We start from the raw sequence: 12,714 nt of genomic DNA, 5'->3' as shown, positions 1-12,714 counted from the left end.
CGTTCGGGCGTCCCGGCGCACCACGGTGTCATCACGGGTCGGAGTGGCGGCCCGCCCGTCACCCGAGCAGCCGTATCGCGGGCGAGCAGTCACGGGCACCCTGTCACTCTCGGTGAATCCCAGGAGTGCGCCATGACCCTTCCACAGCAGCGGATGACCGCGGAGATCGACGGCGACTTCGTCGTGTTCCTCATCGGGGCACGTTTCGACCCGCGGCACCCGGTCCGCACGTTCCGCGACCTCGGTGGGCGGCGGGGGATGCGGTACATGCTCGACCACCTCACCGCGCACCCCGAGAAGGGCCTGCTGGGCTACACGTTCGGCTTCCCCGTGATCGTCCAGTACTGGCGGTCCTTCGACCACCTCGAGGCGTTCGCCCGCGACCGCGACGACCCCCACGCCGAGGCCTGGCGCAACTACTTCCGGCGCAACGCCCGGACCGGCATCTGGCACGAGACCTACCTCGTGCGGGCCGGGGAATACGAGGCGATCTACGGCAACATGCCCGAGTTCGGGCTCGGCAAGGCCGGGCGGACGGTGCCGCTCGCCGAGTCCAGCCAGGCGCGGCACCGGCTGCGCCGGCGCGAGACGGCGACGTCCTGAGCGCACGGGGTGGACGGTGATCACCGGCGCGCACGCCATCGTCTACTCCGCCGACGCCGAGGCCGACCGGGCGGTGCTCGCGGAGCTCCTGCGCGGGCACGGGACCGTCGACGCGGGCGGCGGCTGGCTCATCCTGGGCCTGCCGCCCGCCGAGGTCGCCGTCCACCCCACCGAGGGCCCGCCCCGGCACGAGCTCTACCTGATGTGCGACGACGTCCACGCGACCCTCACGGACCTCCGCGCGCGAGGGGTCGCCGTCGACGGCGACGTCAGCGACCAGGGCTGGGGCCTGCTCACGACCATCCGCCTGCCGGGCGGCGGCGCGGTGGGGCTCTACGAGCCCCGACACCCGGTGGCCGCCGGTACCTGACGGGAACACACCGACGCGACAAGGGGGACCGACGTGCCCGACTACGCCTACTTCTTCTCCTACCGGCCGGAGACCTGGGCCCAGCTGCTGGCCGGCCCGGGCGACCGGACGCCGGCCGTGCGCGCCACCGTGGAGGACGCCGGCGGCGAGCTCCGGTCCCTGTACTACACGCTCGACGCCTTCGGCGGGCTCGCGATCGTCGGCGCCCCCGACGCCGACACCGCGGCCACCATCGGGCTGGTCATCACCGCCTCCGGCGCGTTCACCGACGTGCGCGTGCAGCCCCTGGTGAACGCCGCCGACGTCGTGCCGGTCCTCGAACGGGCCCGCGACACGGCCGCCGGCTACCGGCGGCCCGGTCACTGATCCGACCACGAGAAAGGCCCGCCACCGGGGGTGACGGGCCTGGCGTGGCGGGTGAAGGATTCGAACCTTCGAAGCTTTCGCGACGGATTTACAGTGCGCGCCCATTGTGCGTCTGACCTGCGACGACGTCAGCGATCTTGGCTCTCGCCCGTGAATAGTCCGTGCGCGGACACGGGACCGGTCTCGGTGGTGATCTCCTCGCGGCGCGGGTCCTCCCCGGCCAGGCCGCGGGTCTGGAGTGCCAGGTACTCCTTCCCGCCTGGCACGGAGCGGCCCGCGGTCTGGCTGGCCTCGGGCGCGCCGCGAGGAGGTCGCCGCCGCCACTTGCTCTACCCCCTGATCTCCGAGCGGTGTCGGGTTCGGGCGGAGCCCGGTGATCTCTAGCAGGTCGACCGACGGTCGTGATGGAATGGATCAGTGCAGCAGGTGTTGGTGAGCGCCATCGCCGTCATCGGCACCCTGCTAGGTGCCACGGCCACGTACTTCTTGCAGCGAAAGATAACCGAGCGCGCCCACGCCGAGGGACGCAAGGAGCAGCGACGCAAGGAGCTCGTAGAGGCACTAGTCGCGTATGGCTCAGCGGTGATGTCGCTTCGCCGTGCCGAGTATGACCGCTGGAACCGGCGAAACGAGAGCCCAGACGGAGTCACGCCCCTGGAGACCAGGATGGAGGCGTATCGGCTCCGCGCTGAGGCTAGAAGCGCGCTCTTTCACGTCCGGCTTTTGGTCGACCCAGGTAGCCACGGCGAGCTGGTGAAGCAAGCAGAGTCGGCGCTGGAGCTGGCAAAGAATGCGTCGAAGGCAGCCACGCTCGAGGAGCTAAGCACTCGCGGGGAGGACGCCCGCGTGGCACTAGAACGAGTAATTGACGGCGCTAACCGGTTGCTCCGGTCTACCTCGTAGGGCGCAGAGCCGACTTCGGTGCAGCGACGCTGGCCGTGGCAGGCGGCGCCCAGAGAGCGTGCTCGGGCCGTGGCCGAGCACGGCGCCAGCCGCGCGCAGCGCCGCGGCCCGAGCGCGTGACTCTGGGCGCAATGCCTGCACGGCTCCAGCGGCCTGCGCCGCCGCAGGCGGCGCCTTGATGCCCTAGAGGATGATTCGGCAATCCGACAGGCTAGACTTCGCGACGGAATAATGCTTGACGGCGTACGTAAGCACCTCCGTACTGGAAAGGCATTGGCTGATAGATGGCAGTGCTCTCACGCCCTTCCGACAGTACTGAGGCGTACTTCTCCAAGCATGAGCAAGACCTGGTCGACGTGCGGCAGTGCCCGGCCGGCGAAGTCACGGTGGTTGCCGACGGAAGTCGACCCATAGCGGTTCGAATAGGACCCGACCACTATCTGACGCTCTGCTTGAACCTTGTCGAGCCGGACAGAAGGTCCAGCCCCCTCAAGGTCGTCATACTCTGCGCCGTAAACGGCGGCCAGGGTGGACAGCGTAGGAGATACAGCCGTCCTGGTCGATATGCGCCCGGCGTGGACTTGCTGGTCGAGTGCCCCGAGGATGATCAACCGACCCTAGATATCACAATAAAAACCGAACGCCGTGAGCGCCTTCGTGAGGAAAAGCACAATCTGCCGAGCCTACTTCTTTCCCTTGCAAGAACATTCCAGGGGCTTCGCTACGCCTATGGAGGTCATATTCGGGAGCTGCAAGCGACCTATTGTGCGGTAAGGTTCGACTACTCGCTGGCACGAATCGAAACTGCAAACCTCTTCAATAAGGCAGTTCTTACGGTTAGACGAACGATAATCGAGAAGGTGGGCCTGGGTCAAGGAACTACTCTCGTTGCGGATCGTATACTTCACGCGGCGGTCATGGCACATAGTTCGGCGTCCTTGCTGTGCGAGCACGTCGATAAAGTGTCACTTCGGGTGAACACGACCTTGAAGATGGGCGGAACCAACGACGTCGTCCGGGTCGGCCAGATGGAAACCGAGAGCAAGTCCGAGGTGCGGTCTTTGCGGGCTTCCCATCGCGAACGGCGCGTGCACGAAGCAACAAATAGCGATCTCATTGAAATTCAGGGGCCGGAGACCTCCCAGCTAGATGTTAGCGCAATTGAGGCCACCGGGGCCGAACCGCTCAACGTCTGGTGCTCGCATTGGTCCTCCGTCAGGATTCGAGGAGCAAGTACCTTCGTACACTTTCACGATCCGGTGTATCTGGCTACAGAGCAAGGCGCAGTCCTGACGAGATGTAGATTCGAGAAAGCGCACTTGGAGGCTAGTCCGGCGACGTCTATCCAGGACTGCGACGGAACTCTTGTGTTGGCAGATGCTCGCGAAACCACGCTACAAGGTCCCGTTACCGGAGGAAAAGCACTGATCCTTGGCCAGTACTCTCAGGCACTGGACCTCGCCCGGCCAAGCGAGTTTACGAATCCGCTGCCCGAGAAGACTCTCGAGAAGGCGGTCCTGCGACATTTCACCATGATTGGCGGCTCCGGCCGCACGCGGCTGCTTACTTCGGCGAAAGAGTCGAGCATCTTTGACCCCGTCCTAAAGTTTCCTCGTCGACGACCAATGTTTAGAAGAAGCGATATAAGGTGGGCGCCGGATACGCACACTGGCACGGACGAGCTCTTGGGTCAGGTCTGTTCCGAAAAGTCCACCTTGGGTTCGACACGCTCTATTGCCGAGTACGGCTCGATGGAAGCCAGACGACGGCGAGTAGATTCAAGACTCGAGTGGTGGCTTCTCTCGATATATCGACTCGTTGGATACGGACGGCGACCAGCAACAGCGACGATTTGTTGGCTGTTGTGCAGCCTCCTTGCAATTGGATGGAGACTCCGGGACGGCGTGAGCACGACAAACGTAGACGTCCTGGTGAAGGCAGGCTTGTCGACAGCCTTTCCCCCGCTTGCCGTGATTACGAAGGAAACACCCCTAACGTCGCCCGACCTAATGTTGAGGGTGGCGGTTGCTGCGGCCCTTGCGTTTCTGGTCGTAGCGCTGACGAGGTACGGCAGGATCAGCCGGAAGACGGACTAACTTGGCCGTGGGCGATTGCTCCCTTGCTGGTAGTACTCTGAGTGCGGCACCGCACTCGGAGGATGACATGTTTGGTTTGACCGTCCGCTTTGACCTCAATGACGAGGACGCGGCTCAGGGGTTCGACCAGCTCGTGGCGGAGACAGCGCCCGGCATCCGGGAGCAGGAGCCAGGCACCCTCCTGTACGCAGTGCACACGGTCGAGGACGCTCCGCTCGCGCGGGTCTTCTACGAGATGTATGCGGATCGTGAAGCCTTCGAGGCGCACGAGAGCCAGCCGCACACGAAGCGTTTCCTCAGCGAGCGTGACCAGTACATCGCCGAGACGCGGGTGGAGTTCCTGACGCCCACCGGCGGCAAGAACCTGCCGCAGTGAGCGCCCCGGGCGAGCAGCGGGCCTTCGGCCAGCGCGTCGCGTTCCTGCGCAAGAAGCTCGGGCTGTCGCAGGCGGAGTTCGCCAGCCGGCTCGACCGGTCCGAGACGTGGCTCAGCCAGGTCGAGCGAGGCGCCCGGCGCATCGACCGCATGAGTGTGCTTGAGCGGCTCGCGGATGCACTCGGGGTGCCCGTCGCTGAGCTGGCGCCAGAGCAGAAGGTCGTGCAGGCGGACGTCGAGCCGGCCGCGAGCGCCCTGAGCCTCGCGCTCTCCTCCAGCGACGCGCTTCATGCGGTGCTCGCCGGCACGCGGCCGTTCGACGTACGGGACCTCGACCGGCAAGCGGTCAAGGCGTGGGAGTACGCCCACGGGTCGCAGTACGACGAGCTGGCGACGCTCCTGACTGATCTGCTCCCCGAGCTGGAGCGCTCGGCGCGGAACGCCACCGGCGACGACGAGATCGTCGTCAACGTCGCAAAGGCGCGCTCGTACCTCGCGGTGGCTGGCGTGCTCTCCAAGCTCGGCGAGACCGGCGCAGCCTGGGTCGCGGTGGACCGCGCCATCACGGCCGCGGAGAAGGCCGGCGACCCGCTCCTGATGGCCGAGGGCGCGTTCCGGCTCGCGATCGTGTTCCAGGTCGCACGAAGGTTCGATCTCGCCATCCGCGCCGCGGAGTCGGCGGCACACGCGCTCGACGAGCGGGCCGCGGATGGCGACGCCCCTGCCATCGCGGTCCGTGGCGCGTTGAAGCTCCAGCTCGCGGTCGCGTCGGCGCGGCTGAACGACGCGCGCATGGCCTACCTTTACCTCGACGAGGCTCGGGCAGCCGCCGACGAGCTGGGCGAGGACCGCAACGACTACGAGACCGAGTTCGGGCCGACGAACGTGCTCCTGCACGACGTGGCCGTGGCGGTCGAGCTGGGCGACGCCGGTCGTGCGCTCCGGGTCGCCGAAACTGTGGATGCGTCGGGGCTGTCCCCGGAACGGCAAGGCCGGCTGCTCATCGACGTCGCCCGCGCGCAGGCCCAGCTCCGCCAGACCGACGCCGTCGTGGCGACCCTGCGCCAGGGCCTCGACCTCGCTCCGCAGCAGTTCGAGAGCCATGCCCGGGTCCGCGAGCTGGTCGCCGACCTCGTCCAGAGTGATCGCACGGGCTCGCAGGAGCTGCGCGATCTGGCACAGCGAGTGACCTGACAAGACCACCCGAATAGACCCGCACTATTAGTGCGGCACCCGTACTTTAAGTGCGTACGCTCCTCGGTACCTGGGCATGCGTGCCCCTGTGACGAGGAGATGGTGATGGCAGTCCCTTACGGACAGAGGTTCCCGGTCGAGTTCGAGACGGTGTTCCCGCAGGGCGGGTTGATGATGGGCGAGGTCTCGGCGGTGACCGAGTACCAGTCGCGCGAGGACCGTGCGAAGGGCCGGCCCGTGCGTCAGCAGGTCGACGAGGAGACCGGCAAGCGCATGTGGCGCGTGACGGTCTCGGACCCCTCGGCGACGCGTGAGGCCGACAAGTCGGTCTCGGTGACGGTGCTGGCCGAGCACCAGCCGGTGCCGCCGGACGGCATCGAGGTAGCTCCGGGCATCGTCGTCCGGCCGATTGAGTTCGAGGGCATGACCGCTGCCCCGAAGCTGGAGGGCCAGGGCGAGTACAAGCGCCTCGGCTACACGCTGCGCGCGACCGGCATGCGGACCCCGGCGGGTCAGGGGGCGCCGGCTCCCCGCTCGTCGTCCCGCGGCCCGGGAGCGCCAGGACCCGCCTCGACACCCTCCAGCGGTCAGGACCCGACCGACGGGAAGGCCGCGTGATGGCCGGTGTCGAGTCGCCCGAGCCCGGGATCGCGATGACGGTCGGCGTACATGTGCGGCCCGAGTCCCGGATGGGGTTCACCGTCCACGCCGACGAGGACCGCGTAACCGTCGACGTCGACGAGCGCATCGGAAGCCGGCTGACGCTGTTCCTGCACTCCGGCGAGCTGATCCGCCTCTCGGACTGCTTCGCCGCCGCGGTCGCGGAGCTACTCGCGGCCCAGCACGCCATCCGCGGAGCCTGCGGCTCCGTCTGACCCGGCGCCGGGGCGGGTCCTGGCGACCAACCTCTCCCCGTCCCGGCGCCTTCGCCCCTCCGCACACGACGGTGCCGGAGCGCTTCGCCCACGGTAGTGACCGCGGGTCCCGCCGTCCCGGTCCGTCGTGTGCCTCCGACCTCGGAAGGCACGACGATGGGTTCCCCACCTCAGACCCCGCGACCGGTTCACACGCCCGAACCGGTCCTCTCCCGCCTGCGACGCGACGTCGGACCGGGACGCGAGTTCCACAACCCGGCGACCGTCCGACTCGTGCTGCGCCGGGTCCTGTTCGACGGCGACGGACCGCCGTCCTGGCGAGAGCACGCCACCTGCGACGGCCTCGACGACCTGTTCTTCCCCGAGCCCTCCGACCCGGACGCGATCGCCACCTGCCGGGCCGTGTGCGAGTTCTGCCCCGTCCAGGCGGCGTGCCTGGACGACGTCATGAGCTGGGAGCGCTCTGGGCGACGTCACGGGGTCGTCGCCGGCTTGACGCCTGCTGAGCGGACCCGGCTGGCCCGAGAGCAGCGCGGCGAGCCCGACCCGGGAGGTGCGGTCGCATGAGCACCCCGAAGGCGGAACCGGTCGTGTCTGACCGCTGCGAGGTCTGTCGGGCGCGGATCGAGCGACGCCGCAACGCACCTCGCCGCTGCCCTGACCACCTCGACCAGGCCGCGCTGTTCGACGCCGCTCCCCTGCGTCGTCGTGCGGCCACCCGCCGGGCCGTGCTCGGCACCGCCCGTTCCCCGCGCACCCGTCGTTCGTCCCCACAGGAGCCGTAGATGTTCACGCACCAGCCCTTCCGCGGCTCGACGATCCGACGTCGCGCCGACGTCCAGCGCACAGCGATCGTGAGGGAGCCCGACACCCTCTCCAGCCGGCTCGGGCTCGCCGCCGGGCGTGGTCTGTTCCGCCTGGCTCTGCTGGCGGTGTGGGCCGCCGTGATGGCGATCTGGCTGCTGGCCTACGTGCCGATCCTCGGGGCCGTCGTCGCCCTGGCGGTGCTCCTCGGCGCCATGCAGGGCGTCGCCGGCTTCCTGGCGGTTCTGGCGGTGGCGCTGGCCGCCGGCGTCACGTGGTGGTGGTCGCACGGCGCCTCGTTCGATCGCCTGATCTCCTCGCGGGTGTTCCGGTTCGGCCGGCGCATCCGATATCGGAGCGGCTTCGCCGACCTCATGGCCTCGGCCGGCCTCCAGGCACGCGACGCCTCCGCCCGTCTCGTGGTGCCCCGGCTGCTGTGGTGCCGCCTCGGCCCGCACGCCGATCTGCTGACCGTCCAGCTCTGCCCCGGCGTCACGCGAGAGGACCTCGAGGAGCGGACCGACGAGCTGCGCTCCGAGTTCCGGGCCCTCGACGTCCGTGTCCTCGCCCACCGGCGACGCGGCTGGGTCTGGCTGCGCGTGATCTGCGCGGACACGCTGATGGAGGCGACCGCGCCCCCGAGCTCGGCACACGCCGTCGACCTCGAAGCGCTCCCCCTCGGGCGCCGGGAGGACGGCTCGCCGTGGCGGCTGCGGCTGCTCGGGCGGCATGTCCTCATGGCCGGCGCGTCCGGCTCCGGCAAGTCGTCGATGGTCGCCGGCCTACTGGTCGCGCTCGCCCCGGCGATCCGCGAGGGCCTGGTGCGCGTCATCGGGATCGACCCGAAGGGCGGCATGGAGTTCGGCATGTACGCCGAGCTGTTCCACCTCCTGGCCGCCGACAGCGACGAACACCTCGTCGTCGGTCTGGAGGCCGCGGCCGCGCTCACCGCGCAGCGCACCCGCGAACTGCGCTCCCGAACGCGTCAGCACGTGCCGACGACCGCCGAGCCGTTCTACGTCGTCCTCGTCGACGAGGTGGCTTCCCTGACCACCTATATCGCCGATCGCGGGCTGCGCAGCCGTGCTCAGGCCGCGCTCGGGCAGCTGCTCACCAAGGGCCGCGCCCCGGGCGTCTCCGTCGTTGGGTGCGTGCAGGACCCGCGCAAGGAGGTCGTCGGGCTGCGCGGCCTGTTCACCACGCGCGTCGGGCTGCGGATGACGGAGAAGACCGAGGTCGCGATGGTCCTCGGGGACGGTGCCCGGGACCGCGGTGCCCGCTGCGACCAGATCAGCGCGCTGACGCCGGGCATCGGCTACGTGGTCGACGACGAGGACCAGACGCTCACCAAGGTCCGGTCGGTCTACGTGGACGACGAGCAGATGCGCTGGCTCGCCCGCACCTACCCGAGCCCGACCCGCGAGGACATCGGATCGGTGATCCCGGTCCAGCGCGAGGAGGCCGGCCAGCGGAAGAAGGCCAAGACCGGAACTGCGAAGACCAGCGAGTCGAAGGAGGACTCGTCGTGAGTGAAGTGAAGGGCGGCCTCGCCGCACGCCGGGGGGACGGCAAGAACGGCGAGGCCTGGCCCGAGAGCACGTTGGGTGAACCAACGGACGTGACAACGGGCCTGCCCGTCGCGGACGGAGGCGCAAACGTCGGTGAGGAGCAGGCCGAACGCCGGACGCGTCAGGAGCGTGCGGTGCTCCCGATGGCCGCCGACGTGGCCCGGGCGATGGCCGCTGAGCACGGCGTCTGCATCCGCCCGGTGGCGCTGCGCCGGATCGACACCGAGACCTGCCGGACCGAGGTCGTCCCCGTCGCGTGCGGCTCGACACGGGAGGACGTGTGCGGCCCCTGCGCGGTGAAGGCCCGGACCCTGCGCATGGCGCAGTGCCGCGAGGGCTGGCACCTCGACGAGGAGCCCGACCTGTCCCCGCGCGAGCCGACCGACGAGGAGAAGAAGATCGTCGGTGCCCGGGCCGATCTCGTGGTGGCCTACCGCGCGGCTCGGGATCGCGGTGACGACGAGACCGCCGAGGAGCTGGCCGAGCAGGTCGACGACCTCGACGAGCAGTTGCGGGCGCTCGGGGTCCGCGGCCGGCTGGCTCCCCTCGACCCGCCGGAGCGGGCTCCCCGCAAGCGGTCCACCCGTCGACGTCAGGACGCCCCGAACCTCCCTCGGCGTCCGGTGGAGGACCGCACCGTCGGCCAGACCTTCGGCGCTGGGCGCTATCGGCCCTCGACGTTCGTCACGTGGACGCTGGGCAGCTACGGCCGCGTCCGCGAGGACGGGACACCGGTGGACCCGGCGAGCTACGACTATCGGCGTGCGGCCCGCGACGCGGTCCACTTCGCCGCCCTGCTCGACCGGCTGTGGCAGAACACCCGGCGCTGCGTCGGATGGGAGGTCCAGTACTTCGGCACCGTCGAACCGCAGCGCCGGGGCGCTCCGCACTTCCACGCCGCCGTCCGGGGCTCGATCTCCCGCGCCGACCTGCGCGCGATCACCGAGGCGACCTATCACCAGGTCTGGTGGCCCGCCCACGACCAGGCCGTCTACACCGCCGACAACCCGCCCCGGTGGGACGCAGTCCGGCGGGTGTTCACCGACCCCGACACGGGGACAGCCCTACCCTCCTGGGACGACGCCTGCGACGCCGTCACCGAGCCCGCGCACGTCGTGCGGTTCGGGGAGCAGGTGCACGTGAAGGGCATCCTCGGCGGCACCGAGGACGCCGGTCGCCACATCGGCTACCTGACCAAGTACCTGACGAAGAGTGTCAGCCACGCCGCCGGGCTCTCGGCCGCTGCCAAGGGCGAGGAGCAGGACGAGCAGGCGCGGCGGGTGAGCGACCGTCAGCGCGCCCACGCCCGCCGGCTGCATGCCGAGCTGGCGCAGACGCCGTGTTCGCCGCGCTGCGCGGTGTGGCTGCTCTACGGCGTGACCCCGAAGGGTGCCGGCGCCCGCACGACGCCCGGTGTCTGTCGCGGCAAGGCGCACCGCGCGGAGACGCTCGGGCTCGGCGGGCGTCGGGTCCTCGTGTCGCGGAAGTGGTCGGGCAAGACGCTGGACGACCACCGCGCCGACCGGACCGCGTTCGTTCGGCAACTGCTCGCCGACGTCGGGATCACCCCGACGACCCGGACCACCACCGGCGATCCGGCGGTGCGCTGGGAGCCGACCAGACCGAACGATCCGGACGTACCGGGGCGCCCGGTGCTGCTCCTGGCCGCGATCGCCGAACGCCAGCGATGGCGTGCGGAGTACACCGCGGCCCAGCTCGCCGCCTCGGGCGACCTCCCGTGCTCGGCAACCGACGGAGCGGCGGCGTGAGCGCCCGGGTCCCGGCACCGCGCCGGCCGGTGGAGAAGCTGACCGTCGAGCAGGTCTGCGACGAGCTGCAGGTCGCGCGCTCGACCTTCTACCAGTGGCGCCAGCTCGGGAAGGCGCCGAAGTGCATCCGGCTCCCGAACGGCGCGATCCGCGTCCGGCGGGCCGATCTCGACGCCTGGCTGGACGGCTGCGAGGTCCCGGCCTGATGGCCCCCGAGCGAGAGACCACCGTCGACGTCCGGGTGTGGGGCGTGAAGAAGCGTGAGGGCGCCCGCGGCACGACGTACCGCGTGCGGTGGATCGTCGCCGGCCACGAGTGGCACGACTCGTTCCCGCACCCCAAGCAGGCCGACGGGTTCCGCTCGGAGCTGGTCAGCGCGATCCGGCGCGGGGAACCGTTCGACCGGGCCACCGGCCGGCCTGTGTCATCGGCACCCGAGGTCGCCGTGGTGACGTGGTTCGAGCTGGCGTGCGACTACGTCGACATGAAGTGGCCGCGTCAGGCGGGCAAGAGCCGGCGCGGCATCGCGGAGTCACTGACCACGACGACGCCGGCTCTCCTGACCACCGACCGCGGCCGGCCGGACGACGACGTCCTCCGCGCCACGCTCTACGCCTGGGCCTTCAACGCGCCGGTGCGCGCTGCCGGCCCGCCCGCCGACGACGACATGGCCGCGGCGGCACGCTGGCTGGCTCAGCACACGGTGCCGGTCTCGGCGCTGGCCGATACCGTGCTCGTGCGTGCCGTGCTGGACCGCTTCACGCTGCGCCTAGACGGCGCACCGGCCAGCGCGAGCACCGTGACCCGCAAGCGCGCCACGTTCTTCAACATCGTCGAGTACGCGGTGGAACGGGAGCTGCTGCCGTCCAACCCGCTGCGCACGATCCGCTGGAGCGCACCCAAGCTGGCCGACACGGTCAACCCGCGGGCCGTGGTCAACCCGGCGCAGGCACGCTCGTTGCTCGAGGCGGTGAGGGTGCAGGGCAAGGCCGGGCCCGCGCTGGTCGCGTTCTTCGCCGCGATCTACTACGCCGCCCTCCGCCCGGCCGAGGCTGTGGAGCTCCGCCGCGACGCGCTGACGCTGCCCGAGGAGGGCTGGGGCGAGCTGTACCTCACCGGCTCCGCCCCGGAGACCGGCCGCGCGTGGACCGGGCTCGCCACCCGCCGGGAGCCGCGCGGGCTCAAGCACCGGGGGCGCCAGGACGTGCGGATCGTGCCCGCTCCCCCGCCGCTGGTCCGGCTGCTGCGCGACCATCTCGACAGCTTCGGCGTCGACCGTCAGGGCCGGCTGTTCCGCGGCGCCCGCGGCGGCCCGCTGGCCGGCAGCGTCTACCAGCGCGTGTGGCGCGACGCCCGCGGGAAGGCCCTGACGGCCTCCGAGGTCGCCTCACCCCTCGCGCGCCGGCCCTACGACCTCCGGCACGCCGCCGTGTCGACCTGGCTCAACTCCGGCGTTCCGGCACCGCAGGTCGCCGAGTGGGCCGGCCACAGCGTGAACGTGCTCTTGCGCGTCTACGCCAAGTGCATCGTCGGCCAGGAGGACGAGGCGCGGCGGCGGATCACCGAGGCGCTGGGCGAGGACCCGTGAGCGATCTTGTCTCTTGCCCGTGAAAGGGCGCGTGACGGTCACGGGCGAGCCGGCCGGCTGTCACCGTTGGGTTCACGTTCGGGTAGCGAGGAGACCGCACGCGGGAAGGGCCGCGATGGTCTGAAGGCGGTGTCCATCAGGGAGACGGAGGAGATGAGCACGGCACCGACTCCCTCGCCGACGAGATCGAGAAGGTCAGCCGT

General features: G+C 70.0%; 14 protein-coding genes. All 14 read left to right on the top strand.

The features are described 5' to 3' along the window. Positions 1-132: 132 nt before the first annotated feature. Entirely contained in the window at positions 133-603 is a 471-nt protein-coding gene (locus tag ABD994_RS17760) for a DUF4188 domain-containing protein (protein WP_345417705.1), read from the top strand. 16 nt (positions 604-619) lie between these two features. Then, entirely contained in the window at positions 620-973 is a 354-nt protein-coding gene (locus ABD994_RS17755) for a VOC family protein (RefSeq protein ID WP_345417702.1), read from the top strand. Between the two features lie 33 nt (positions 974-1,006). Further along, the gene (locus tag ABD994_RS17750; RefSeq protein ID WP_345417699.1) at positions 1,007-1,339 is read left to right on the top strand and encodes a GYD domain-containing protein; all 333 of its coding nucleotides are present in this window, start codon (positions 1,007-1,009) and stop codon (positions 1,337-1,339) included. A gap of 432 nt (positions 1,340-1,771) precedes the next feature. After that, positions 1,772-2,242, top strand: a complete 471-nt coding sequence (locus ABD994_RS17745) for a hypothetical protein (protein WP_345417696.1) — start codon at positions 1,772-1,774, stop codon at positions 2,240-2,242. 575 nt (positions 2,243-2,817) lie between these two features. Further along, positions 2,818-4,338 (top strand): hypothetical protein, encoded by a 1,521-nt coding sequence (locus tag ABD994_RS17740; RefSeq protein ID WP_345417693.1) that lies wholly within the window; start codon positions 2,818-2,820, stop codon positions 4,336-4,338. Positions 4,339-4,405: 67 nt separating this feature from the next. Further along, positions 4,406-4,714 (top strand): putative quinol monooxygenase, encoded by a 309-nt coding sequence (locus ABD994_RS17735; protein ID WP_345417690.1) that lies wholly within the window; start codon positions 4,406-4,408, stop codon positions 4,712-4,714. Beyond that, a complete protein-coding gene (locus ABD994_RS17730) occupies positions 4,711-5,907 on the top strand; it encodes a helix-turn-helix domain-containing protein (protein ID WP_345417687.1) in 1,197 nt (398 codons plus the stop codon). The genes ABD994_RS17735 and ABD994_RS17730 overlap by 4 nt, the downstream gene beginning before the upstream one ends. Before the next feature lie 105 nt (positions 5,908-6,012). Next, the gene (locus tag ABD994_RS17725; protein ID WP_345417684.1) at positions 6,013-6,525 is read left to right on the top strand and encodes a hypothetical protein; all 513 of its coding nucleotides are present in this window, start codon (positions 6,013-6,015) and stop codon (positions 6,523-6,525) included. Beyond that, a complete protein-coding gene (locus ABD994_RS17720) occupies positions 6,525-6,782 on the top strand; it encodes a hypothetical protein (RefSeq protein WP_345417681.1) in 258 nt (85 codons plus the stop codon). The genes ABD994_RS17725 and ABD994_RS17720 overlap by 1 nt, the downstream gene beginning before the upstream one ends. Positions 6,783-7,055: 273 nt before the next feature. Beyond that, the gene (locus ABD994_RS17715; RefSeq protein ID WP_345417678.1) at positions 7,056-7,349 is read left to right on the top strand and encodes a WhiB family transcriptional regulator; all 294 of its coding nucleotides are present in this window, start codon (positions 7,056-7,058) and stop codon (positions 7,347-7,349) included. Between the two features lie 218 nt (positions 7,350-7,567). Then, positions 7,568-9,115 (top strand): FtsK/SpoIIIE domain-containing protein, encoded by a 1,548-nt coding sequence (locus tag ABD994_RS17710; RefSeq protein ID WP_345417675.1) that lies wholly within the window; start codon positions 7,568-7,570, stop codon positions 9,113-9,115. 182 nt (positions 9,116-9,297) lie between these two features. Continuing rightward, positions 9,298-10,923 carry a replication initiator gene (locus ABD994_RS17705; RefSeq protein WP_345417801.1) on the top strand — a complete coding sequence of 542 codons (1,626 nt, stop codon included), beginning with the start codon at positions 9,298-9,300 and terminating at the stop codon, positions 10,921-10,923. Further along, a complete protein-coding gene (locus tag ABD994_RS17700; protein ID WP_345417672.1) occupies positions 10,920-11,129 on the top strand; it encodes a helix-turn-helix transcriptional regulator in 210 nt (69 codons plus the stop codon). The genes ABD994_RS17705 and ABD994_RS17700 overlap by 4 nt, the downstream gene beginning before the upstream one ends. Beyond that, positions 11,129-12,511 (top strand): tyrosine-type recombinase/integrase, encoded by a 1,383-nt coding sequence (locus ABD994_RS17695; RefSeq protein WP_345417669.1) that lies wholly within the window; start codon positions 11,129-11,131, stop codon positions 12,509-12,511. The genes ABD994_RS17700 and ABD994_RS17695 overlap by 1 nt, the downstream gene beginning before the upstream one ends. The last annotated feature ends 203 nt before the right edge of the window (positions 12,512-12,714 follow it).

Source organism: Actinomycetospora chlora (assembly GCF_039542135.1).
Taxonomy (GTDB): domain Bacteria; phylum Actinomycetota; class Actinomycetes; order Mycobacteriales; family Pseudonocardiaceae; genus Actinomycetospora; species Actinomycetospora chlora.
Note: the sequence above shows the minus strand (reverse complement) of the source record. Positions and strands in the feature narration are given on the sequence as shown.